This is a genomic window from Streptomyces sp. SAT1, assembly GCF_001654495.1.
In the GTDB taxonomy this organism is placed as follows: Bacteria; Actinomycetota; Actinomycetes; order Streptomycetales; family Streptomycetaceae; genus Streptomyces; species Streptomyces andamanensis.
On sequence record NZ_CP015849.1, the window covers coordinates 793,120 to 815,623 of the forward strand.

The following is a 22,504-nucleotide window of genomic DNA, read 5'->3' on the forward strand; positions in this document are numbered from 1 at the left end:
AGGGCTGCGGGAGGGACCGGGCTCACTTGCGGCCGGGGGTCCAGTTCATGCCCCAGCCGTAGGCGTGGTCGACGGTGCGCTGGAGGCTCACCCCGCGCGCGGGGACCAGGTAGCGGGCCTCGCGCTGGACGACGAGGTCGCCGCCGGTGTTGGTGATCAGGGCGAGGGCGCAGACGGTCGAGGGGACCGTGCACTCGTCCAGGGAGAAGTCGACCGGGGCGCCGTGCTGCGGCTGGAGGGTGACCGTGGCGTGCAGGTCGGCGAAGGACCGGGCTCCTTCGTAGATGGTCACGAAGACGAGGACACGCCGGAAGTCGTGCGTGTGGTCGAGGTTGAGGGTGAGGTTCTCGCCGTCGGTCACGGCGCCCGTGCGGTCGTCGCCGTCGAGGTGGATGTACGGAGGCCGGTGCAGTGCCCCGAAGGCGTTGCCGAGGGCCTGGACGACTCCCTTGCGGCCGTCGCTGAGTTCGTAGAGGGCGCACAGGTCGAGGTCGAGGTCGGAGTGCATGGCGGTGGCCCGCCCGCGCTTGCCCGTCCAGCCGGAGAACTGCTTGCGCGTCTGCCAGTTGAGGTTGACGCGCATGGTGCCCGACGTGCCGCCCTGCTTGGCCAGCGAGACGGAGGGCGCCGCCTTGGTGAGCGTGACCTTGGTGAGGCGCACGGGGGCCGCGGCGGGAGCCGGCGGCGGAGGCGGCGGGGGCACGGCACCGGTGGCGCCGACGGGCGGCGGCAGGGGCACCGGGGGGCCGGTCGGGGGCGGCGGCGCGAGGGGGGCGGCCGTCGCCGGGGCCGGGGGCGGGAACGCGGGCGGTGCCGCGGCACGGCCCGCCGGGGGCGGCGGCGCGGCGTGCTGCGGTTCGTCGACGGTGATGCCGAAGTCCGTGGCCAGCCCCTCCAGTCCGCTGCTGTATCCCTGGCCCACGGCCCGGAACTTCCAGGCGCCCTGACGGCGGTAGAACTCGCCCAGCACGAAGGCGGTCTCGACACTCGCACCGGTGCTGTCGAAGCGGGCGACGACGGTACCGGCCGCCGCGTCCCGCACCTCGACGTACAGGCCCGGCACCTGGCCGAAGGCGCCGCCGTCCGCCGACGCGGCGAGCACGATCCGGTCGACGGCCGCCTCCACGCGCGCGAGGTCGGCGACGAGCGTGTCCGTCACCTGCCCCGCGGCGTCCCGCTTGCCCTCGTGCCGTACCGCGCCCGAGGTGTGGGCCGGCTGGTTGTAGAAGACGAAGTCGCCGTCCGAGCGCACTTTCCCGCTCGGTGCCAGCAGCAGGGCGGAGGCGTCCACGTCGGGGACGCCGGGACCGGAACGCCGGCCCACTTCGACGCGCAGGGCCGTCGTCGGCACCGGCGTGTTCGATCCCTTCGGCATGGACATGTCGCGCCCCCATCACTTCGGCCAGGCCGTTTCCCGGCTCACGGCAGTTCGTCGGCTCACTCCCCGCCCAACCTATGCCCGGCGGCGCACAACTCCCACAGCGAGCGGCGGAACCGACCGGTGAGACCGCCGGTAACCCCCCAGAACCCTGCTCTTTTACAGGATCTGGGCCGTCCGCGGCGCCCCTTTTTGTCAATTTCGCTCGTATTGGGGATCCCACGTCACCGCCGACACGGAAAACAACCCTCTTATCGGTCTCCCCAACCAGCACATCGTGGGCTTAACTTATGGCCATGACCTCCCCCCGCTCCACTTATGGCGGCGGCTATTACTCCGCCTCCTTCCCGGACACCCCGATCTACGACTCCCTCGTCGCCGAGCGGGGCACCCCGCAGATCGCCCCGATCCGGGTCCCCGCGCCGTACGACACGGGAAGCCACCTGCCCGCGCTCCCCTCGGCGCTGCCCGCCCTGCCGGCAGCCCCGTCCCAGCCCGCCTACGGCTACCCGCAGGCGCAGCAGCCCGCCCCGCTCCAGCAGGCCCCCGCCGCCTACATCCCGCAGCAGGCCGCCGCCCCGCGCGGCTACCCGGGCCCGCAGCAGCAGCTGCCCCGCCCGATGGTCAACGGCACCGGCTACGAGGCGATGCGCCCCGCGGCCCCGCGGCCGGCCGCCGCGCCGTACCAGGACCCGTACAACAACCAGCAGTACCGCGGCTACTGACCGCTCCCCCCGGCTGTCCGTGCCACCTGGCAGGATGAGGTCATGGGGACTGCGGAACTGCGCTCGATACACATCCACCCGGTCAAGGCTTTCCGGCCCGTGGGGCTGCGGGAGGCCGTGGTGGAGCCCTGGGGACTGGCCGGGGACCGGCGCTGGGTGCTGATCGACGACGGGGGAAAGGTCGTCACCCAGCGTCAGCGGCCACATCTCGCACCGGCCGTCGCCGAGCTGATGCCCGGCGGCGGCCTGCGGCTGTCCGCGCCCGGACACGAGCCGCTCACGGTCCCCGTGCCGGTACCGGGGACGACGGTCACGGTGGACATCTTCGGCGACAAGGTGGAGGCCGTCGCGGCCGACGACGCCGCGCACGCCTGGTGCAGCGCCCTCGTGGGCGCCGAGGTGCGCCTCGCGCACATGGACGACCCCGCCACCCGCCGCCCCGTCGACCCGGCCTTCGCGCGCCCCGGCGAGACCGTGAGCTTCGCCGACGGCTACCCGCTGCTGCTCACGTCGCTGTCCTCCCTCGACTCCCTCAACTCGCTGATCGCCGAGGGCGACCGCGCCGAGGAGGGCCCGGTGCCGATGAACCGCTTCCGGCCCAGTGTCGTGGTGGGCGGCACCGCCGCCTGGGCCGAGGACGACTGGCAGCGCGTCGCGATCGGAGAGGTCTCCTTCCGGGTCGCCAAGCCGTGCGGCCGCTGCGTGGTCACCACCACCGACCAGGACACCGGCGCCCGCGGCAAGGAGCCGCTGCACACCCTCGGCCGGCACCGCCGGTTCGGCGGCTCCCTGGTCTTCGGGCAGAACCTGGTGCCCGAGACGACCGGCACCATCCGTCTCGGCGACCCGGTCACGATCCTGGAGTGACATCCGCCCCGTCCCGGGAACCCGTGGCGGCGGCCCGCTCGTTGGGGTTTCGTGAGAGGTTCGTGAGAGTCCCCGTGTGGGGTGATGTACCTCTCTCTTCGACCGGGTTCGCGGACGAACGGCTCCGCCGGGGGTTATCACGGAGCGGGAAGGGGGTGCGGGAGCGTGCGAGCGATCTGCGGACTCTGGCGCTGGCGGCACAACCCGCTGCGACGCACCACCGATCTGGTCGAATCCTGGCTGGCCCTGGCCACGTTGCTGCTCGTCCTGGTCGTCGCCCCCGTGCTCGGTTCGTTCGTCGGTTCCGTCACGCAGGACGCCCTCCAGCGGACGGTGCGCGACCAGCACCGCACCCGGCACCTGGTCTCCGCCGTCGTCGTGCGCCGACTGACCGCGTCCGCGCCGGCGCCGGACCCGGAGATCGCGACGGGCCGGGAGATCCGCAGCCGCGTCCTCGCCTACTGGACCGGACCGGACGGCACCCGGCGGCACGGCCCGGTCAGCACCGACCTCAGACACCCGCACCCCGGCGACCACTTCGGCCTGTGGACCGACCGGCACGGCCGGACCGTCACCCGCCCCCTGGACACCGCCACCGCCACCACCCACGCGGTGCTGGCCGGACTCGGCACCGCTCTGGCGGCGGCCGGACTGACCGAGTGCATACGCAGACTGGTCCTGTGGCGCCTGGTCCGCCGCAGGTACGCCCGCTGGGACCAGGCATGGGACCGCGCGGGTCCCGACTGGGGCCGCACCGGCGCCGGCAGCTGACGGTGTCGCGACTCCGGTCAACCGACCGTCCACGCACGCGCTACGGTGGACCGGCCGACGCGATCGGCGACTCTCCGCGCGCGTGCGCGCGGCGGCCCGAAGGGCTGAGCACGGCCGCGGTCCCGCCACCGGGTGCGGCGCCCCGAAGGTGAACGAGCCATCAGTACGACGAGGTGGGGGCACGGCAACGCCATGGCACAGGGCACGGTCCAGGTGACGCACACCGGCACATCCCGGTGGCGGCGCCGCACGGGTGAGTACGCATCGCTGGCCGCGGCCCTGGAGGCCGCGGCGGACGGCGACGTCCTCACCGTCGCCCCGGGCACCTACCGCGAGAACCTCGTCGTCCAGCGGCCGGTGACCCTGCGCGGCCCCGAGGGCTCCCCCGGCGCGGTGCGCATCGCGCCCGTGGACGGTGTCCCGTTGACCGTGCGCGCCTCCGCGGTGGTGCAGGACCTGCATGTGGAGGGTCAGGACCCGACCGCGCCCGCGCTGCTGGTGGAGGAGGGCACACCGGAACTGCGGGACCTGCGGATCGTGACCCGGTCCGCCTCCGGTCTCGAGGTGCGCGGCGGTGCCCGGCCCACCGTGCGGCGGTGCACGGTGGACAATCCGGCCGGGATCGGCATCGCCGTGGTCGGCCTGGGCGGCGGGGTGTTCGAGGAGTGCGAGGTCGTGGCCGCCGGGCAGTCGGGGGTCGCGGTCCGTGACGGCGCGCGCCCCCGGCTCGAACGCTGCCGCATCCACCACACCTCGGGTCCCGGCCTCGCCGTGACCGGCGACAACTCCGCGCTGGAGGCGGTGGGCTGCGAGGTCTACGAGGTCCGCGGCAGCGGCGTGCAGGTCAGCGGGCGCGCCTCCGCGCACCTCACGGACTGCGAGGTGCACCGCACCACCGCCGACGGCGTCACCCTCGACACGGACGCCGTGCTCACCCTCGCCGACTGCCGGCTGCACGACATCCCGGAGAACGCGGTGGACCTCAGGTCGCGCTCCGTGCTGACGCTGACCCGCACCACGGTGCACCGGTTCGGGCGCAACGGCCTGTCGGTGTGGGACCCGGGCACCCGCGTGGACGCCAACCAGTGCGAGATCGCCGACAGTACGGGCGACTACCCGGCCGTGTGGGTCAGCGACGGGGCGACCGCGGTCCTGGACTCCTGCCGGGTGCACGACGTGCCGGACGCGTTGTTCGTCCTGGACCGCGGCTCCCGCGCGGACGTCGTCGACAGCGACCTGTCCCAGGTGCGCAACACGGCGGTGTCGGTGAGCGACGGCGCCACCGCGCAGCTCGACGACTGCCGGATCAAGGAGGCCGCCACCGGTGCCTGGTTCCGCGACCACGGCAGCGGCGGCACCCTGAACAACTGCACCGTGGACGCCACCCAGACCGGTGTGATCGTCACCAAGGGCGCCGACCCCACCATCGAGCGCTGCACCGTCGTCTCCCCCGCCGAGGCCGGTTTCTACGTCTCCGCCGGTGGCCGGGGCAGCTTCCTCGGCTGCCGGGTGACGGGCAGCGGCGGCTACGGCTTCCATGTGATCGACGGCTGCCGTACGACACTGCGCAAGTGCCGTACGGAACGCTGCGCGCGCGGCGGCTACGAGTTCGCGGACGGCGGGGACCCGGCGGCCGGGGCTGGACCGGTGGTCGAGGACTGCACCAGCGACGAGAGCGCCGGCGTACGCCCGCCCGCGCCCACGCCCAGGGAGACGGCCGTGCAGACGGCGGACACCTCGTCCGGGCTGCTGGGCGTGATCCCCGGGCAGCGGAGCACCGAGCCTGAGCCGCTGCCGCCCGCGTCACAGCACGAGCGGCCCGTGCGCACCGCGAAGGACGTACTCGGCGCGCTGGACGCCCTGGTGGGCCTGGACAGCGTCAAACGCGAGGTGCGTGCCCTCACCGACATGATCGAGGTGGGACGGCGGCGGCAGCAGGCCGGTCTGAAGGCCGCCTCCGTCAAACGCCATCTCGTCTTCACCGGCTCCCCCGGCACCGGCAAGACGACGGTCGCCCGCCTGTACGGCGAGATCCTCGCCTCGCTCGGGGTCCTGGAGAAGGGCCACCTGGTGGAGGTGTCCCGTGTCGACCTGGTCGGCGAGCACATCGGCTCCACCGCGATCCGCACCCAGGAGGCGTTCGAGCGGGCGCGCGGCGGAGTGCTGTTCATCGACGAGGCGTACGCGCTCTCCCCCGAGGACGCCGGACGCGACTTCGGCAAGGAGGCCATCGACACCCTGGTGAAGCTGATGGAGGACCATCGCGACGCGGTCGTGGTGATCGTCGCCGGGTACACGGCGGAGATGGAGCGCTTCCTGTCGGTCAATCCGGGCGTGGCCTCGCGTTTCTCGCGCACCATCACCTTCGGCGACTACGGCCCCGAGGAACTGCTGCGGATCGTGGAGCAGCAGGCCGAGGAGCACGAGTACCGGCTCGCGGAGGGGACGGCCGAGGCGCTGCTGAAGTACTTCACGGAGCTTCCCCGGGGCGCGGCGTTCGGCAACGGCCGCACCGCGCGCCAGACGTTCGAGGCGATGGTGGAGCGCCATGCCAGCCGGGTGGCGCAGCTCGACGACCCCGACACCGACGATCTGACGCTGCTCTACGCCGAGGATCTGCCCGAACTGCCCTGAGTCCCGGTGGTGTCCGGCGGCGGCGCCTCGCTCCCGGATCCGGTGTCCGGGGGCGCGGAGCCCGGGTCGGCGGCGTCGCCGGGCGCGGGGCGCGGCGCGGGCAGGTCCGGGCGCAGCCGGGCCAGGAGCCGTCGGCGTTCCTCGGCGAAGGCCGGGTCGGCCTGGTAGTCGGAGTGGCCCAGGATCGGGGCGGGCAGCGGGTGCCGTGCCGTACGGCCGTAGACGAGCGGGTCCTTGAGCGGGGCGCGGTCGACGTCCGGTCCGGTGCCGTCGCGGGACGGCAGGACGGGGCCGCCGATGGGGTCGGTGAGCCGGTACAGGTTGCGCCAGCAGTCGACGTCGCGGTGCAGCGCGGCAAGGGCGTCGGGGCCGAAGTGGGCCGGGAACCAGCGGCCGTACAGGCGGGTCAGCGGGGAGCCGTAGGTGAGCAGCGCGACCCGGGCGCGGACCGCGGGGGTGAGCTGCCAGGCCGCGGCGGCGGCCAGCACGCTGCCCTGCGAGTGTCCGGAGAGGACCAGCCGTCCGCCGGTGGCCCGGGTCCAGGTCGCCATGCGCCAGGTGAGGTCGGGCACGGCGCGCTCGGCGTAGCACGGCGGGGCGAAGGGATGGGCGGCGCGCGGCCAGAAGGTGCCGACGTCCCAGAGGATGCCGATGGTGCGCCGGGCCGAGGCGTCCTTGTAGGCGCGCCGGCCCCAGGTGACGAAGAGGACGAAGCCGAGTCCGACGAGCCAGGAGCCCAGCGCCTGTGCGGTCTGGGCGGCGCCCTGGACGGCGGGATGCGCTCCGCCGGCGGCCTGGACGGGGGTGCGGCCGGTGCCGAGGGCGCCGATGAGTGCGGCGGTGCCGAGAGCCAGGGTGGCCGCGGAGACGACGCCGACGGCGAGGGGCGCTTCGTCGGTGAGGGTGGCCATCGCGCGGGTGCGGGCGATCCGGCGGGTGCGCTCGCGGTCGGCGGGCCGGCCGGCGAGGTCGCGGAGCACGCGGGCGCGTTCCGTGCGGGCCAGTCGCCAGGTGTGTACGGCGAGGCGTGCGGCGAGCGTCAGCAGCAGCAGAAGCACCACGGGGATGACGGACGCCTGCCAGGTGAGCAGGACCGGCGGGCCGGGCAGCCGTCCGCCGGTTCCGTCCAGCCAGTCGGCCACCCGCTGGGCGACGCCGCCGGACATCACTCCGCCGAGCGCACAGGCCAGCATCGCGACCGCGGGTCCGCCCTGTCCGTGCAGCGCGGCCCTGGGTCCGGGCGGGGTGTCGGTGGGGCTGTGGCCTGCGGGGCGGCTGCCGTGCAGGGTGCGGGCGGTGGCGGCCAGGGCGACGACCAGGAGGCCCTGGGTCAGGGAGAGCGCGCCGAAGGAGGCGTCGCCCGGCAGTCTGCCGGTGGATGTCCAGGCCGGGCGCGACCAGCCGGCGTAGAGGACGGCGAGCAGGAGCAGCAGGAGCGCGCCGAGCGGCAGCCATCGGGCGAGGCGGCGGTCCAGGCGCCGGTCCGGCCGGTGTTCGCTGCGGCCCCGGCGGCAGACGACGGCCACCGCGGCGGCGCCGGTGGCGAGCAGGGCGGCGTGCAGGAGCCAGCCGAGGGCGTCCAGGACGGCGGGACCGCCGGGCCGCCGGTCGAAGTGCGCGGCCGGGGTGGCGACCGCCGCGGCGACGGTGAGCAGTCCGGCGGCGGTGTGGGCGGCGCGCAGCCGGGCCACCAGGCGGCGGCCGTACCAGAAGCCGGGGCGCGCCAGGGCACCGCCGCCGGGTTCCCCGGGTCCGTCGCCCGGGGCGGGCGGCTGCTGGGACTCGTAGGCGCTCCAGGTGCGGTGCGAGAGGTAGCACAGCAGGCCGGTGAGGGCGGCGGGAACCAGGGCGGCCAGGGCGAGGCGGCGGCCCGGCTCGCTCCACCAGCCGCCCGACGCGGGTGCCAGGAAGCCCAGCCAGGAGTGGCGCGAGGTGCACGCGCGCGTGCCCGCGCACTGCCAGGCGGCCAGGTCGAGCGCGACCTCGCAGGCGGCGGCGACGAGCAGCACGGTGAGGGTCAGTCCGGCCAGACGGACCAGGAGGCCGTACAGGCGTACGGTGCGCGGGCGCCGGTGGGCGGCGGGGCGCATCCAGTGGGCGAGGTTGACGACCATGAACGGCAGCAGCAACAGCCACAGGGCGCGGCTGCCGTCGCCGGAGGTGAGGTTGCACCAGACGTACGCCTCGGGCACCGGCCGGCCGTCGTGGGCCCGGGGCCGGGTCTCGGCGTCGGCGTCGGCGGCGCGCCGGTAGACGGCCGCGGTGTCGTCGCCGGTGACGCGGACCGTGCGTCCGTCGTCGAGCATCTGCTCGGGTGTGGTGCCGCCGACGCCGTGGACGAGGAGTTCCAGGGCGGGCGGGGCCGGGCCGGCGGCCGGGCCGCCGGGCGTGTCCACCGGGTCCGGGCGCGTGCCGTCCGGTGCTTCGCCGGCCGTCAGGTCCGGGCGCATGCGGTCCGGTTCCTCCTCGGCCGCCGGGTGCCGTCGTGTCCGCTCCATCGCCGCACCTCCCCCGTGACGCGCCGTGGTCCTCGCCGGTCCCCACCAGGATCTCGGTCCGCGGCCCGTGGCACAGCCCTTGTCACGGAATCTCCCCGATCCGGGTGACGTGCGGGCCGCGGCTGCCCGGCGCGGCGTCCCCGGCACACGCGCTGCGGACGGGCGATGGCACCGGTACGGGCGGCCCGTGCGAGGATGGGACGCCCGCACCGGGGCGGGTCGGACCCTCCTGGTCGGACCGGGTGGGCCGGGGCGGCCGTACGGGCCCGAGGCGAAAGGAACCGGAGCACACGTGAGCGAGAATCAGAACCTCCTCGCGGAGCAGCGGCGCGCTCTGATCCTCGACGAGGTCCGGCGGCGCGGCGGGGTCCGGGTCAACGAACTGACCCGCAAGCTCGGCGTGTCGGACATGACCGTACGGCGTGATCTGGACGCGCTGGCCCGTCAGGGCGTGCTGGAGAAGGTGCACGGCGGCGCGGTGCCGGTCGTGGAGGCCAGTACGCACGAGCCGGGTTTCGAGGCCAAGTCGGGGCTGGAGCTGACGGCCAAGGAGGACATCGCACGGGCCGCGGCGCGGCTGGTCGCGCCGGGCTCCGCGATCGCCCTGTCGGGCGGTACGACGACGTACGCCCTGGCGCATCATCTGGTGGACGTGCCGGATCTGACCGTGGTCACCAACTCGGTGCGGGTGGCGGACGTGTTCCACACGGCGCAGCGCACCTCGGGCCAGCGGCAGGGGGCGGCGACCGTGGTGCTGACCGGCGGGGTGCGCACGCCGTCCGACTCGCTGGTGGGGCCGGTGGCCGACCAGGCGATCGCGGCGCTCCACTTCGACATGCTGTTCCTCGGGGTGCACGGGATATCGGCGGAGGCCGGTCTTTCGACGCCGAACCTCGCGGAGGCGGAGACCAACCGGCGCCTGGTGCAGTCGGCGCGGCGGGTCGTGGTGGTCGCCGACCACACCAAGTGGGGTGTGGTGGGGCTGAGTTCGTTCGCGACGCTGGAGCAGGTGGACACGCTGGTGACGGACGCAGGGCTGCCGGGCGGGGCGCGCGCCGAGATCGCGGAGCACCTGCGGCTGGTCGTGGCGGGCGAGCCCGAGCAGGAACCGGCCCAGGAGCCTGCGGGGTCCGTGGAGGCGGTGGAGTCCGCGGAGCCGGCGGAGGGGTCCGCCGGCTGAGTTCCGGTCCGGGCGCCCCGTGGCGGCGTCAGCGCGGCCAGGTGCCCGTCGTGAGGAAGGTGTCGAGGGCCGCCGTGTACGGCGCGTGGTCCAGGCCCTGTTCCGCCAGCCAGGTGTCCGAGTAGTACTTGTCGAGGTAGCGGTCGCCGGGGTCGCACAGCAGGGTGACCACGCTGCCCCGGCGGCCCTGTTCGCGCATCTCGGCGACGATCTTCAGGGCGCTCCACAGACCGGTGCCGGTCGAGCCGCCCGCCTTGCGTCCGATGACCCGTTCCAGGGCGCGTACGGAGGCGACGGCTGCCGCGTCGGGGACCTTCATCATCCGGTCGATGGCGCCCGGCACGAAGCTCGGTTCCATCCGGGGGCGGCCGATGCCCTCGATGCGTGAGCCGCGCTCGCAGGTGACGTCCGCGTCACCGGTGGTCCAGCCCTCGAAGAAACAGGAGTTGTCGGGGTCGGCGACGCAGACACGGGTGTCGTACTGCATGTAGTGGACGTAGCGCGCGAGGGTCGCGGAGGTGCCGCCGGTGCCCGCGGTGGCGACGATCCACGCCGGTTCGGGGAACCGCTCCAGCTCCAGCTGGCGGAAGATGGATTCGGCGATGTTGTTGTTGCCCCGCCAGTCCGTGGCCCGCTCGGCGTAGGTGAACTGGTCCATGTAGTGGCCGCCGGTGTCCACCGCGAGCCGGGCGGACGCCTCGTACATGGTGCGCGGGTCGTCCACGAAGTGGCACCGGCCGCCGTGGAACTCGATCAGGCGGCACTTCTCGGCGCTCGTCGTGCGCGGCATCACCGCGATGAAGGGGACGCCGATCAGTTTGGCGAAGTACGCCTCGGAGACGGCCGTCGATCCGCTGGACGCCTCGATGACCGGGCGGTCCGGGCGGATCCAGCCGTTGCACAGGCCGTACAGGAACAGGGAGCGCGCCAGGCGGTGCTTGAGGCTGCCGGTCGGGTGCGTCGATTCGTCCTTGAGATAGAGGTCGACGCCCCACTCCTCGGGCAGCGGGAAGCGGAGCAGATGGGTGTCGGCCGAGCGGTTGGCGTCCGCCTGGACCTTGCGTACGGCTTCTTTGAGCCAGTCCCGGTAGCCGGCGTCACTGCGGTCGACGTCCTGGGTCTCGCCGGTCCGGCGCTGCTCGATGGTGCTCACGGCGGGACTCCTCACACTGGGCCGCGACGGCGTGTCGCACGGCCGGACGCTCTCGATGATAGACACCTTCTCCACGCTTCTCACCTGCATAAACGCCACTTTGGGCGGCTCAAAGGCAGCCCTGGGGCACGGCACGCCAGAGCGCGTCGGCGGCGCATGGCGGGCACGTCCGGGGGCGCGTTCGCGCCAGTGCTCCGGGCACGGTCCGTCCGGTGCCCCGCGCGCACTGGTGCCCGCTGCCGAAGCGGGGCAGACTGCACCGCGCGGGACGAACAGCCCGCCGGGGCGCACCGGGCCCCGGAGGAACCGCGCCGGTCCGCGACCCGGTGGTCATCAGGGTCCGGCGCGTGCGAGGGGGCGGTCAGGGATGGCGGAGCCGGAGTTCACGGCCACGGGCGTGCGGATCGCCAGACGACTGCGCTCGCTCACCCGGGCCGGGCGGGTCCGGATCAGCGACGGCCGGCTGGAGCTGCTGACCAGTTACGGCAGTGAGATCGACAGCGCGCCGATCCGGGCGGTGCGCGCGTCCCGGCCCTGGCTGGCGCCGGAGGACCGGGCGCTCGCCGACCTCAACGGCCACCGGTACGTGCTCACGCTCGGCGCGGGCGACGCCGTGCCCGGGGACCCGGGGCCGCCCGCCGCGCACCGGTTCATCGAGGCCGTACGCAGAGCGGCGGGGGCGGCCAGAGCGGCGGGGCGGGACGGCTGAACGCCGCGGCCCGGCCCGGGGCCCGCTCGAAACTGGCGCGAACTTGCGCTCCCGAACCCCTTGCGTCACGCTGGTCTCACGTCACTCTGGGTTTACCGGCGATAACGCTGCGAACCAGCCCGCCGGCCACGACAGCAGGCGGCAGTGTCACGCAGGCGCCCTGCTGCATCCGAAACGTCGTGTTCTTCCGGACCTCAACGTCGGGGAGTCGCAGCCGTGATCAGTCACCCAAGCAGGCACTGCACGGTGGAGCTCCAAGCCCTGCCGTCGCGGATCGGCCAGGTCCGCAGAATCGTATCGGCGCACTTGCGCTACTGGCATCTGGACCCTCTGATAGACCGGGCCGCGCTCGGTGTGACGGAGTTGCTGACCAACGTCCACCAGCACGCCCGGCCCGACAAGTCGTGCACCGTCGAGCTGGAATTGCTGCTCGACCGGCTCACCGTCTCCGTACGCGACCACGATCCGCGTCTTCCGTCGGCGGAGGACATGGGCGCGATCGCGCCGCTGGCCACCGAGGGCCGGGGGCTGGCGATGGTGGCCGCGATGAGCGAGAGCTGGGGTGCGCGCCCGGACGGCGAGCAGGGCAAGGTGGTCTGGTTCACCCTGCCCACGGCGGCCGCACCGGTCACGACACCCGCGCGGGTGCCACGACTGGCGAGCGGGGAGCAGCCCGTGCGCCGGTTCACCGAGGTCGAGCCGGTACTCGACGGCGCGCGCCCCGCGCACGCTCCCGCTCGGTCCGCCGTTGCCGGCTGACCGGGCGGTGACGGCGGCGACCTCGTGACCGCGCCGGAGACGGCGCCCGGTCACGTGACCTGCCCCGCTGCCCCGCCGGTCCCCCACGCACTCGGGGGCCGGCGGGGCGTGGGCGCGCCGGACGGCGGCGCAGTGACCGGGACAGTGGCCGGGGCAGTGTCGGTGCCCGCGCCGGTGCGGGTGCCGCGAGGCCGTCCGGCGGGTACGGGCCTGGCGGTCACCGGGCCCGGTGCGGCCTCGCGGGCGCGCCGACCCCGGCCGCCGCCGTCAGGCTCACACCCGGCCGGAGGGTGGCCGTCCGCAGGACGACCGCCCGCGCCGGGCCCGCGCCCCGCAGGCGGTGACCGCCGTGCCGGTCACCGGGCCCCGGCCTTGTCGAGGCGGCCGAAGTGCTCCTCCAGCACGGACATCCGGCGCCAGTACTCCTCCTCGTCGATCTCGCCGGAGGCGAAGCGGCGGCCGAGCACGCCCAGCGGCGAGTCGCCCGCGGGCCGGGCGGCGGGCCCGCGCCCCGATCCGGCCACCGGTCCGCGCCATGGCCCGATCCGGCCGCCGACCCCGGTCCGGCGCAGGACGGTGACCACGCCGCCGATCACAGCCGCCCAGATCAGCGGGAAGAGAAGGATCCACGGTCCGGGCCCGCCGCCCCAGTCCGCCATGGCCTGCATATGGGTCTGCATCTGAGTTCATCTCCCTCGGAGGTTCTCCCGTTCCGCCTCGACTCTGCCCTCAGAAGGGCCCCGGGTCGTCGTACGGCCAGCGGCAGTGTGCGTACCTCGCGGGGAGCACGGAACGGGGTACGGCGCGGACGCGGGCCGTATGTACCTTGTGGTACATACCCTTCGTGCACAGGCGTCCACACCCCCGCGGTGTCGCCGCGGACCGGAGAAGGAGTCGCACCGGCCGGAACGGACTCCTCCCGACCGGTGACGCTCCACTCCCCTGACATAGCCCGTCCGCTCCCCCGGTCCCCCGCTCCCGGTCCCCTTCCTGATCTTGGTTTTGTAACTACTAGTATGTACAGTGGCCGCATGAGCACAGAGGAGCGACTGATCCGGTCCACGCGTGAGCTGCTGTGGGAGCGCGGATACGTCGGGACCAGCCCGCGGGCGATCCTGGAGCGTGCGGGGGCCGGGCAGGGAAGCATGTACCACCACTTCAAGGGCAAGCCCGACCTCGCGCTGGCGGCGATCAGGCGCACCGCGGAGGAACTGCGCGCCGAGGTGGAGGCGGTGCTGACCGGGCCGGGGACGCCGTACGAGCGCATCGAGGGCTATCTGCGGCGCGAGCGGGACGTGCTGCGCGGCTGCCCGGTGGGGCGGCTGACGATGGATCCGGACATCGTCGCCAGCGACGAGCTGCGCGCACCGGTCGACGAGACGCTGGACGCCGTCCGGGAACGGCTCGCCGGGATCGTCGAGGAGGGCAAGGAGGAGGGGGAGTTCCCGGCCTCGCTCGACGGGGAGGAGACCGCCGCGGCGATCCTCGCGACGGTGCAGGGCGGATACGTCCTGGCCCGCGCCTCCGGCTCCCCCGGCGCCTTCGACGCGGGGGTCCGCGGACTCCTCGCCCTGCTCGCCCCGCGCCGCCCCGCCGAGACGGCCTGAGGAAGGATCTTCACATGCACGCGATGCAGTACGAGATGACCATGCCCGCCGACTACGACATGGCTGTCATCCGGGACCGGGTGGCTCGGCTCGGGCATCTGCTTGACGACTGGGGCGGGCTCGGTCTCAAGGCGTATCTGATGCGCGAACGCGGCGTGGACGGCTCGCCGGTCAACCAGTACGGGCCGTTCTATCTGTGGCACACCGTCGAGGGGATGAACTCCTTCCTGTTCGGCGGTCCCTTCCAGGGGCTGGTCGGCGACTTCGGCAGGCCGGTGGTGCGGCAGTGGACGGGGCTGGCGTACGAGGAGGGCCGGGCGGCGGACACGGCGGCCGGCTTCGCGGTGCGGCAGCGCACTCCGGTGCCCGAGGGGGTGGCACTGGCCGAGTTCGCCGAGGAGGCGGTGGACGGGACGCGGCGGTCGGCGGACCGGGACGGGGCGGTCCTCGCGGCGGCCGGGGTGGACACGAGCCGCTGGGAACTGGTGCGCTTCTCGCTCTGGTCGCGCCGGGAGGCCGCCGTCTCCGCGGCGTCCGCCGCGTCCGGTGGCGGCGGCGAGGTGTTCCAGGTCCTGCACCTGTCCCAGCCCGGACGCAAGGCGCTGACGCCCGGACGGCAGTGGTGACCGCCGTCCACGCCGCCGTCCGCACCGTGCTCGGTGACATCCCTCCGGACAGGCTCGGGGTGACCGACGCACACGATCACCTCTTCCTGCGCAGCCCCCTGCTGGCCGGGCAGGAACTGGACGACGTACCGGCGGCGCGGGCCGAACTGGGCGCGTTCCGCGCGGCGGGCGGGGAGGCCGTCGTGCAGTGGACGCCGTACGGGATGGGGCGCCGGGCCGCCGAACTGCCGGGCGCGTCCCGGGCGGCCGGCGTGCACGTGGTGTGCGCGACGGGACTGCACCAGGCCGGCCACTACGCCGAGGAGACACTCGCCGCTCTGCGCGGCCGCCTCGCCGAGGTCTTCGTCGGCGAACTGACCGACGGCATCGGCACCTCGGGCGTCCGGGCCGGTCTCGTCAAGGTCGCCGGCGGCTTCCACGCCCTGGACGCGCACGCCCGCTGGACGATGACCGCCGCGGCCGAGGCCCATCACGCCACGGGCGCGCCGGTCGCCGTCCACCTGGAGCAGGGCACAGCCGCGCCGGACGTCCTGGAGCTGCTCTGCGGAACGCTGGAGGTGCCGCCCCACCGGGTGGTCCTCGGGCACCTCAACCGGTTCCCCGACCCGGTCCTGCACGTGCAGGCGGCGCGGACCGGCTGCTGGCTCGCCTTCGACGGCCCCTCCCGCGCCCATCACGCCACCGACTGGCACATGCCCGAGGCCGTGCGGGCGCTGGCCGACGCGGGGTTCGGCGCACAACTGCTGCTCGGCGGCGACACCGTGACCGCGGGGGCCCGGTCGGTGAACGGCGGTCCCGGGATGCCGTACCTGTTGCGCCGCGTTCGCCCGCGCCTGGCGGCCGGTCTCGGCGAGGAGCTGACGGACCGCGTCCTGCGGGACAACCCCGCCAGAGCGTTCGCCGTCGAGTGGCCCTGACCGCGGGCCCTGCCCAGCACGGCGCAGCACAGCACGGCCCAGCGCAGCACAGCACAGCACGACAGAGCACGCACGACAGAACACAGGGAACACCAGGACACGAGAGGAGCCCCGGCCGTGCCCTTCGTCCGGATCGACGCCATGGACACCGGCCCCGGCCGGCTGGACGCGCTCGGCCGTGCCGTGCACGAGGCCCTGGTCGAGACGCTCGGCATCCCGCCCGACGACCACCTCCAGATACTGACCGCCCACGACGGCGCGCGCGGCACCCTCCGGCACGGGGACTGCCTGGGAATCCGCCGGGACGAGGGCATCGTCTACGTGGCGGTCACCCTGCGCGCGGGCCGGAGCGACGGGCGCAAGCGGGCGCTGTACGCGCGCATCGCCGAACTCGCCCACGCGTACGCCGGTACGGAGCCCCGCAACGTCTTCGTCACCCTCACCGAGAACGGCCCGGCCGACTGGTCGCTGGGCCATGGTGAGGCGCAGTACGTCGGCTCCTGACCGGGTGCCGAGGGTGCCGTCGGCCGGTCAGGTGAGGGCCCCGAGCGGGTCGTCCAGGACCGGCTGCCAGGCGAGTTCGGCCGCGCCGACCAGGCTGTTGTGGCTCAGCGTGCAGGGCAGGATGGGCACGCCGCCGCTCTGCCCCCACAGGCTGCGGTCCGCGACGACCGCGCGCAGCCGTCCGGGATCGGCGTCGAGCAGGGCGCGGTGCAGCCCGCCGAGGATGATCCGGTCCGGGTTGAGGATGTTCACCAGGCCCGCGAGTCCGAGGCCGAGCCGGTCGATGAGGGCCTCGGTGGCGGCGCGGACGGCCGGGTCGTCGTAGCGGCCGCGGATCAGGTCCTCGGCCTGCTTCAGCAGGGACACCTCGGGACCGGGCGCCCGGCCCGCGGCGGTGAGGAAGGCCAGCGGGTCGGCCTCCACGTCCAGGCAGCCGCGGCCGCCGCAGTGGCAGGGCCGGCCCTCGGGGTTGACCGTGAGGTGGCCGACCTCCAGCGCCAGCCCCGAACTGCCGGTGTGCAGCCGCCCGTCCAGGACCAGCGCGCCGCCCACGCCCCGGTGTCCGGTGGCCACGCACAGCAGGTCCCGGGCGCCGCGTCCGGCGCCGTGCCGGTGCTCGGCGAGCGCGGCGAGGTTGACGTCGTTCGCGGCGAAGGCCGGTCGGGTGATCCCGGCCGCGCGCACGCACTCGGCGAAGATCCGCCGCACGGGCGCGCCCGCGGGCCAGGCGAGGTGCAGCGGGTTGAGGGCCAGGCCGTCCGGTTCGGCGACGGCGGAGGGTACGGCGAGACCGGCGCCGACGCAGCGGCGCCCGGTGCTGCGCAGCAGTTCGGCGCCCGCCTCCACAACCGAGCCGAGCACCTTGGCCGGGTCGGCGTCGACGGTCTCGCAGCCCGGTGCGGTCGCGACGATCCGGCCGCCGAGACCGACCAGGGCGGCGCGGAACCCGTCGGCGTGCACCTGCGCGGCCAGGGCGACGGGGCCGTCCTCGGCGACCGCGAGCCGGTGCGAGGGGCGGCCCTGCGATCCGGCCGCCGCGCCCGGCCGCGCGTCCACCCTGATCAGGCCCAGCGCCTCCAGCTCGGCGGCCACCGCGCCCGCGGTCGCGCGGGTCACCCCGAGTTCGGCGGTGAGCACGGCGCGGGTGGGGGCGCGTCCGGTGTGCACCAGCTCCAGCGCGGGTCCGAGCGCGCCGCGCCCCCGGTCAAGCCGCGTCCTCGAGGTGGTCCCTTCCCCCGCCGCCCGGGGGTCCGCCTTGCCGCTCATGAGGGCGAGTCTCCCATGATCCGTGCGGGCGCCGGCCTGCCGCCCGCGCGGGGTCGCGGCCCGGCGGCCGGGTGGGGCCCGGCCTACCGCCCGCTCACCCGGAGGGTGATGTTCAGCCGCCCGTCCAGGCCCGACTCGGGCGGCGCGGTGCCCGGGTGGACCCGGGGTACGCCGTGGTACGCGAGCCGGGCCGGGCCGCCGAAGACGAACAGGTCGCCGCTGCGCAGTTCCACGTCCGTGTACGGGCGGGCGCGGGTGGCGGTGTTGCCGAAGCGGAACACACAGGTGTCGCCGAGGCTCAGGGACACGACGGGCGCGGTGGAGTGCTCGTCGCTGTCGCGGTGCATGCCCATGCGGGCGTCGGCGTCGTAGAAGTTGATGAGCGCGATGTCGTACGCGGCCCCGGCGGCGGCCTCCGCGCCGAGCGCCCGGGTCACCGCCTCCCGGCCCAGTGCGCCCAGCCAGTCCGGGAACGGTTTGACGGGGGCGCCGTCGCCGTCGACGGCGGTGGGGGCGTAGCCGTACGGGTACCAGTGCAGGCCGAGGCAGACCTGCCGGGCGGACATGGCGTGGCCGCCGGGGGTGCGCACCCTGCGCAGTCCGGCCGGCGGGCGGGCCCACTCCCGGCAGGCGGTGAGCAGGTCGCGCTGGCGGGCCGCGTCCAGCCAGTCCGGTATGTGCACGGCGCCCGGCGCGATCTCTCTGCGGGAGCGCGGGAACAGCTCGGCGTCCATGGTCCCATCCTGCCCCCGGCGAAGGTGCGCCGCGGAGCGGGCGGGTCCCGGCGCCGCGGGACGGCCGGACCGGACGGCGATTTGACGCCAGGGCCTAGCCTGGACGGACGATGAACGACCGTATGACGACTCCCTGGGGCGAGCTGACGCTGGCCCGCCACCCCGAGGACCCCCGCGACCGGCTGCGTGCCTGGGACGCCTCCGACGAGTATCTGCTGCGGCACCTCGCCGAGCGGACACCCGGCCCGTCCGGGACGGTGGTGGTGCTCGGTGACCGGTGGGGCGCGCTGGCCACGGCGCTCGCGGCGCACCGGCCGGTGCAGATCACCGACTCGTTCCTCGGGCAGGAAGCGACCCGCCGCAACCTCGCCCGCAACGGCGTGGAGACGGGTGCGGTCCGGCTGCTGACCACCCAGGACGCGCCGCCCGAGCGGATCGACGTCCTGCTGGTGCGGGTGCCCAAGAGCCTCGCCCTGCTGGAGGACCAGCTGCTGCGGCTGGCGCCCTCGGTGCACGCGGACACGGTCGTCGTCGGCACCGGCATGGTCAAGGAGATCCACACCTCGACGCTGGCGCTGTTCGAGCGGGTGCTCGGGCCCACCCGGACCTCGCTGGCCGAGCGCAAGGCGCGGCTGATCCTGTGCACCCCGGACCCGGCCCTGGAGCGGCCCGCGAACCCGTGGCCGTACGCGTACGCGCTGCCGGAGGGGACGGGCGCGGTGGCGGGGCGGCGGGTCGTGAACCACGCGGGGGTGTTCTGCGCGGACCGGCTGGACATCGGCACCCGCTTCCTCCTGGAGCACCTGCCGGACGGGCGGGGCGCACAGCGGGTGGTGGACCTGGGCTGCGGCAACGGCGTGGTGGGGACGGCGCTGGCGCTGGCGAACCCGCAGGCGGAGGTGCTGTTCACGGACGAGTCGTTCCAGGCGGTGGCCTCGGCGGAGGCGACGTACCGGGCGAACGGCGTGCCGGGGCACGCCGAGTTCCGGGTCGGGGACGGCCTGGACGGGGTGCCGTCGGGCAGCGTGGACCTGGTGCTGAACAATCCGCCGTTCCACTCGCACCAGGCGACGACGGACGCGACGGCGTGGCGGATGTTCACCGGGGCGCGGCGGGCGCTGCGCCCCGGTGGTGCGCTGTGGGTGGTCGGCAACCGGCACCTGGGCCACCACGTGAAGCTGCGCCGGCTGTTCGGGAACTGCCGGCTGGTGGCCGGCAACCCGAAGTTCGTGGTGCTGTCCGCCGTCAGGCGGTAGGCGCGGCGGCGGGGGCGCCGATCACGCGGATGAGCCGTTCCACCTCCTGTGCCATCGCCTCGCGGCCGACGCCGAGGTACTTGCGGGAGTCGACCGCCTCGGGGTGCGCGGTGAGGTGGGCGCGGATCGCGTCGGTCATGGCGATGTTCAGGGCGGTGCCGACGTTGACCTTGGCGAGGCCGCCGGCGACGGCCGCCGTCAGTTCGGCGTCGGGCACGCCGGAGGAGCCGTGCAGGACGAGCGGTACGTCCAGCGCGTCGGCCAGCCGCTTGACGAGGTCGTGGTCGAGGGCGGCGGTGCGCTCGGTCATGGCGTGCGAGTTGCCGATGGCCACGGCCAGGGCGTCCACCCCGGAGTCGGCGACGAAGGCGTGCGCCTCGCCGGGGTCGGTGCGGGCGCCGGGCGCGTGGGCGTCCAGCGGCGGCTTGCCGTCCTTGCCGCCGACCTGGCCCAGCTCGGCCTCGATCCACAGGCCCTGGGCGTGCGCCCATTCGGCGGCGGCCCGGGTGGCGGCGAGGTTCTCCGCGTAGGGCAGCCGGGCGGCGTCGTACATCACGGAGCTGAAGCCCGCGTCGGCCGCCTGCCGCAGCAGGTCGTCGCTCTGCACATGGTCGAGGTGCAGCGCGACGGGTACGGCGGCCTGTTCGGCGGCGGCGGTGGCGGCGCGGGCGAGCGGCAGCAGCCGTCCGTGGCGGAACCTGACCGCGTTCTCGCTGACCTGGAGGAGGACGGGCGTGCCGGCCGCCTCGGCGCCGGCGACGACGGCCTCGATGTGTTCCAGGGTGATGACGTTGAAGGCGACGACGGCGGAGCGCGCGGCGGCGGCGCTGCCGACCAGCTCACCGGTGGCTGCAAGCGGCACGGCCTGTTCCTTTCGGGGGCGGAGCGGGGGTGGGCCGACCGGTCCGACCCGGTCTGACCTGTTCTGAAGCGGTCGGATCCGGTCGGACCGGATCGGATGAGGTCGGGCCGGATCGGGTGCGGTCGGCCGGATCGGGTGCGGTCAGGCCGGGTCCGGGGTGAGGATCACCGAGCGGGTCAGGTGGCGCGGCTGGTCGGGGTCGAGGCCGCGGGAGGCGGCGACGGCGACCGCGAGGCGCTGGGCGCGGACGAGTTCGGCCAGCGGGTCGAGGGTGCCCTGGATCCACAGCGCGCCGGTGCCGGCCACCTGCTCGGCGAGCCCCTCGGGCGCCTCGTCGAGCGCCCAGGTGGCGGTGCCCGCCGTGGTGACGCTGATCGGGCCGTGGCGGTACTCCATCGCCGGGTACGCCTCGGTCCAGGACAGGGACGCCTCGCGCATCTTGAGGCCGGCCTCGTTGGCGAGGCCCACGCTCCAGCCGCGGCCGAGGAAGGTGAACTGCGTGCAGTCGACGAGTCCTTCGGGCAGCGGCTCGGCGAGCGCGGTGCGGGCGTCGGCGACGACGGCGTCGGTGTGCAGGCCGAAGTGGGCGCGCAGCAGGGTGAGCGCGGTGGTGGCGAACCGGGTCTGCACGACGGAGCGTTCGTCGGCGTAGTCGAGGACGACGACGTCGTCGGCGGCCGTCATCACCGGCGTGGCGGGGTCCGCGGTGATGGCCGTGGTGCGGGTGGTGCCCTTCGACCGGGCCAGCAGGTCGAGCACCTCGGTGGTGGTGCCGGACCGGGTCAGGGCGATGACCCGGTCGTAGGACCGGCCGTGCGGGAACTCGGACGCGGCGAAGGCGTCGGTCTCGCCCTGGCCCGCGCCCTCGCGCAGCGCGGCGGCGGACTGCGCCATGAAGTACGAGGTGCCGCAGCCGACGATCGCGACCCGCTCCCCCGGCGCGGGCAGCGCCCCGCCGTGTCCCGCGGCGTCGGCCGCCGCTCGGGTCCAGCACTCCGGCTGGCTGGTCAGCTCGTCCTCGACATGGCTCATGGCACACCCTCCCGGGGTCATCTGATTGTTCTTGCAAGATACAGCGCAGTTTCGAGCACAATCAAGCATCTGCCGGTGCGCGAAGTGCGCTAGGGTCACGGAGGACGCAGGAGCAGGAACGGAGGCCGCCGATGTCGCGGGACGCCCGCTGGAAGGCGCTGCTGGAGCTGCTCGTGGAGCGGGGCCGGCTGGAGGTCGAGGAGGCGGCGTCCCGGCTGGAGGTGTCGGCCGCGACCATCCGGCGCGACTTCGACCAGCTCGCCGAGCAGCAGATGCTGGTGCGCACCCGGGGCGGCGCCGTCGTGCACGGCGTCTCCTACGAGCTGCCGCTGCGCTACAAGACGGCCCGCCGCGCCTCGGAGAAGCAGCGGATCGCCCAGGCCGTGGCCGCCCTGGTCGCGCCCGGCGAGGCGGTGGGCCTGACCGGCGGCACCACGACCACCGAGGTGGCCCGCGCGCTCGCCGTCCGCGGTGACCTGGGCTCGGGCACGCCCGCCCTGACCGTGGTGACCAACGCGCTCAACATCGCCAACGAGCTGGCCGTACGGCCCCAGTTCAAGATCGTGGTCACCGGCGGGGTCGCGCGGCCGCAGTCGTACGAGCTGATCGGACCGCTGGCGGACGGGGTGCTCGGGCAGATCACCCTGGACGTGGCGGTCCTCGGGGTGGTCGCCTTCGACGTCGCGCACGGCGCGGCGGCCCACGACGAGGCGGAGGCCGCCATCAACCGCCTGCTGTGCGAGCGCGCCGAACGCGTCGTCGTCGCGGCGGACTCCAGCAAGCTGGGCCGTCGCGCCTTCGCCCGGATCTGCCCGGCGGAGTCGGTGGACACGCTGGTCACGGACGCGGCGGTGGACGGGGAGACGGTGCGCTGGTTCGAGGAGGCCGGGGTCCGGGTCCTCACGGTCTGAACGGCCCGTCCCGGCCGGGACGGCTCCCCTGCCGCCCGCGGCACCCGGGGCGGTGACGGTACCCCGGAGCGCGGGGGCGCCGGCGCTCATCGCGCCGGGACCGCCCGCGGCGGCG

21 protein-coding genes are annotated in these 22,504 nt (G+C 74.7%); 13 read left to right on the forward strand and 8 right to left on the reverse strand.

All coding sequences use genetic code 11. From position 1 onward, the window contains the following. Window positions 1–22 precede the first annotated feature (22 nt). Window positions 23–1,375 carry a TerD family protein gene (locus A8713_RS03360; protein ID WP_064537213.1) on the reverse strand — a complete coding sequence of 451 codons (1,353 nt, stop codon included), beginning with the start codon at window positions 1,373–1,375 and terminating at the stop codon, window positions 23–25. Between the two features lie 299 nt (window positions 1,376–1,674). On the opposite strand from A8713_RS03360, the gene A8713_RS03365 reads away from it, so the two are divergent. The 4 genes from A8713_RS03365 (at window position 1,675) to A8713_RS03380 (ending at window position 6,375) form a co-directional block, all read left to right on the forward strand. Beyond that, window positions 1,675–2,103 carry a DUF6643 family protein gene (locus A8713_RS03365; RefSeq protein WP_026253062.1) on the forward strand — a complete coding sequence of 143 codons (429 nt, stop codon included), beginning with the start codon at window positions 1,675–1,677 and terminating at the stop codon, window positions 2,101–2,103. Between the two features lie 42 nt (window positions 2,104–2,145). Continuing rightward, window positions 2,146–2,970, forward strand: a complete 825-nt coding sequence (locus A8713_RS03370) for an MOSC domain-containing protein (protein WP_064531338.1) — start codon at window positions 2,146–2,148, stop codon at window positions 2,968–2,970. 165 nt (window positions 2,971–3,135) lie between these two features. Continuing rightward, the gene (locus A8713_RS03375; protein WP_064531339.1) at window positions 3,136–3,741 is read left to right on the forward strand and encodes an Rv1733c family protein; all 606 of its coding nucleotides are present in this window, start codon (window positions 3,136–3,138) and stop codon (window positions 3,739–3,741) included. A 192-nt stretch (window positions 3,742–3,933) separates the two neighbouring features. Next, complete coding sequence (locus tag A8713_RS03380) at window positions 3,934–6,375, forward strand: right-handed parallel beta-helix repeat-containing protein (protein ID WP_064531340.1); 2,442 nt, start codon at window positions 3,934–3,936, stop codon at window positions 6,373–6,375. On the opposite strand, the gene A8713_RS03385 is transcribed toward A8713_RS03380, so the two are convergent. After that, on the reverse strand, window positions 6,345–8,825 hold the full coding sequence (locus A8713_RS03385; protein ID WP_064537214.1) for a hypothetical protein: 2,481 nt from the start codon (window positions 8,823–8,825) through the stop codon (window positions 6,345–6,347). The genes A8713_RS03380 and A8713_RS03385 overlap by 31 nt on opposite strands. Window positions 8,826–9,165: 340 nt before the next feature. Between A8713_RS03385 and A8713_RS03390 the strand changes: the two genes are divergently transcribed. Beyond that, window positions 9,166–10,053: a DeoR/GlpR family DNA-binding transcription regulator gene (locus A8713_RS03390; RefSeq protein WP_064531341.1), complete on the forward strand. Its 888-nt coding sequence runs from the start codon at window positions 9,166–9,168 to the stop codon at window positions 10,051–10,053. Window positions 10,054–10,081: 28 nt separating this feature from the next. Here the strand turns inward: A8713_RS03390 and A8713_RS03395 are convergent, their stop codons facing one another. Then, window positions 10,082–11,206, reverse strand: coding sequence for a PLP-dependent cysteine synthase family protein (locus A8713_RS03395; protein WP_064531342.1), 1,125 nt, complete (start codon window positions 11,204–11,206; stop codon window positions 10,082–10,084). Between the two features lie 367 nt (window positions 11,207–11,573). Between A8713_RS03395 and A8713_RS03400 the strand changes: the two genes are divergently transcribed. Beyond that, window positions 11,574–11,915 (forward strand): hypothetical protein, encoded by a 342-nt coding sequence (locus A8713_RS03400; RefSeq protein ID WP_064531343.1) that lies wholly within the window; start codon window positions 11,574–11,576, stop codon window positions 11,913–11,915. A gap of 216 nt (window positions 11,916–12,131) precedes the next feature. Then, window positions 12,132–12,674: an ATP-binding protein gene (locus tag A8713_RS03405; protein ID WP_064531344.1), complete on the forward strand. Its 543-nt coding sequence runs from the start codon at window positions 12,132–12,134 to the stop codon at window positions 12,672–12,674. A 356-nt stretch (window positions 12,675–13,030) separates the two neighbouring features. On the opposite strand, the gene A8713_RS03410 is transcribed toward A8713_RS03405, so the two are convergent. Further along, window positions 13,031–13,342 carry an SHOCT domain-containing protein gene (locus A8713_RS03410; RefSeq protein WP_064531345.1) on the reverse strand — a complete coding sequence of 104 codons (312 nt, stop codon included), beginning with the start codon at window positions 13,340–13,342 and terminating at the stop codon, window positions 13,031–13,033. A gap of 348 nt (window positions 13,343–13,690) precedes the next feature. Here A8713_RS03410 and A8713_RS03415 point away from each other — a divergent pair, with 348 nt between their 5' ends. From A8713_RS03415 to A8713_RS03430, 4 genes are all read left to right on the forward strand, one after another. After that, entirely contained in the window at window positions 13,691–14,281 is a 591-nt protein-coding gene (locus tag A8713_RS03415) for a TetR/AcrR family transcriptional regulator (protein ID WP_064531346.1), read from the forward strand. A 14-nt stretch (window positions 14,282–14,295) separates the two neighbouring features. Next, window positions 14,296–14,907, forward strand: coding sequence for a DUF4865 family protein (locus tag A8713_RS03420; protein WP_064531347.1), 612 nt, complete (start codon window positions 14,296–14,298; stop codon window positions 14,905–14,907). Beyond that, window positions 14,904–15,824: a phosphotriesterase family protein gene (locus A8713_RS03425; RefSeq protein WP_064531348.1), complete on the forward strand. Its 921-nt coding sequence runs from the start codon at window positions 14,904–14,906 to the stop codon at window positions 15,822–15,824. Before A8713_RS03420 ends, A8713_RS03425 begins: the two co-directional genes overlap by 4 nt. Before the next feature lie 117 nt (window positions 15,825–15,941). Further along, window positions 15,942–16,328, forward strand: coding sequence for a tautomerase family protein (locus tag A8713_RS03430; RefSeq protein WP_064531349.1), 387 nt, complete (start codon window positions 15,942–15,944; stop codon window positions 16,326–16,328). A gap of 27 nt (window positions 16,329–16,355) precedes the next feature. Here the strand turns inward: A8713_RS03430 and A8713_RS03435 are convergent, their stop codons facing one another. Further along, window positions 16,356–17,594 (reverse strand): ROK family protein, encoded by a 1,239-nt coding sequence (locus tag A8713_RS03435; protein ID WP_064531350.1) that lies wholly within the window; start codon window positions 17,592–17,594, stop codon window positions 16,356–16,358. Window positions 17,595–17,677: 83 nt separating this feature from the next. Further along, window positions 17,678–18,328, reverse strand: coding sequence for an alpha-ketoglutarate-dependent dioxygenase AlkB (locus tag A8713_RS03440; RefSeq protein WP_064531351.1), 651 nt, complete (start codon window positions 18,326–18,328; stop codon window positions 17,678–17,680). Between the two features lie 122 nt (window positions 18,329–18,450). Between A8713_RS03440 and A8713_RS03445 the strand changes: the two genes are divergently transcribed. After that, window positions 18,451–19,584: a methyltransferase gene (locus A8713_RS03445; protein ID WP_064531352.1), complete on the forward strand. Its 1,134-nt coding sequence runs from the start codon at window positions 18,451–18,453 to the stop codon at window positions 19,582–19,584. Here A8713_RS03445 and A8713_RS03450 read toward each other — a convergent pair. Together A8713_RS03450 and A8713_RS03455 are read right to left on the reverse strand one after the other, a co-directional pair. Next, entirely contained in the window at window positions 19,574–20,446 is an 873-nt protein-coding gene (locus A8713_RS03450; RefSeq protein WP_064531353.1) for a class II fructose-bisphosphate aldolase, read from the reverse strand. The genes A8713_RS03445 and A8713_RS03450 overlap by 11 nt on opposite strands. Before the next feature lie 141 nt (window positions 20,447–20,587). Further along, complete coding sequence (locus A8713_RS03455; protein WP_064531354.1) at window positions 20,588–21,478, reverse strand: SIS domain-containing protein; 891 nt, start codon at window positions 21,476–21,478, stop codon at window positions 20,588–20,590. A 131-nt stretch (window positions 21,479–21,609) separates the two neighbouring features. Between A8713_RS03455 and A8713_RS03460 the strand changes: the two genes are divergently transcribed. Beyond that, a complete protein-coding gene (locus A8713_RS03460; RefSeq protein WP_018570954.1) occupies window positions 21,610–22,389 on the forward strand; it encodes a DeoR/GlpR family DNA-binding transcription regulator in 780 nt (259 codons plus the stop codon). The last annotated feature ends 115 nt before the right edge of the window (window positions 22,390–22,504 follow it).

Coding starts and splice junctions, on each gene's coding strand:
- A8713_RS03360 (WP_064537213.1), bottom strand. CDS start 1,375: ATGCCGAAGGGATCGAACACGCCGGTGCCGACGACGGCCCTGCGCGTC.
- A8713_RS03365 (WP_026253062.1), top strand. CDS start 1,675: ATGACCTCCCCCCGCTCCACTTATGGCGGCGGCTATTACTCCGCCTCC.
- A8713_RS03370 (WP_064531338.1), top strand. CDS start 2,146: ATGGGGACTGCGGAACTGCGCTCGATACACATCCACCCGGTCAAGGCT.
- A8713_RS03380 (WP_064531340.1), top strand. CDS start 3,934: ATGGCACAGGGCACGGTCCAGGTGACGCACACCGGCACATCCCGGTGG.
- A8713_RS03385 (WP_064537214.1), bottom strand. CDS start 8,825: ATGCGCCCGGACCTGACGGCCGGCGAAGCACCGGACGGCACGCGCCCG.
- A8713_RS03400 (WP_064531343.1), top strand. CDS start 11,574: ATGGCGGAGCCGGAGTTCACGGCCACGGGCGTGCGGATCGCCAGACGA.
- A8713_RS03410 (WP_064531345.1), bottom strand. CDS start 13,342: ATGCAGGCCATGGCGGACTGGGGCGGCGGGCCCGGACCGTGGATCCTT.
- A8713_RS03415 (WP_064531346.1), top strand. CDS start 13,691: ATGTACAGTGGCCGCATGAGCACAGAGGAGCGACTGATCCGGTCCACG.
- A8713_RS03420 (WP_064531347.1), top strand. CDS start 14,296: ATGCACGCGATGCAGTACGAGATGACCATGCCCGCCGACTACGACATG.
- A8713_RS03435 (WP_064531350.1), bottom strand. CDS start 17,594: ATGAGCGGCAAGGCGGACCCCCGGGCGGCGGGGGAAGGGACCACCTCG.
- A8713_RS03440 (WP_064531351.1), bottom strand. CDS start 18,328: ATGGACGCCGAGCTGTTCCCGCGCTCCCGCAGAGAGATCGCGCCGGGC.
- A8713_RS03445 (WP_064531352.1), top strand. CDS start 18,451: ATGACGACTCCCTGGGGCGAGCTGACGCTGGCCCGCCACCCCGAGGAC.
- A8713_RS03455 (WP_064531354.1), bottom strand. CDS start 21,478: ATGAGCCATGTCGAGGACGAGCTGACCAGCCAGCCGGAGTGCTGGACC.
- A8713_RS03460 (WP_018570954.1), top strand. CDS start 21,610: ATGTCGCGGGACGCCCGCTGGAAGGCGCTGCTGGAGCTGCTCGTGGAG.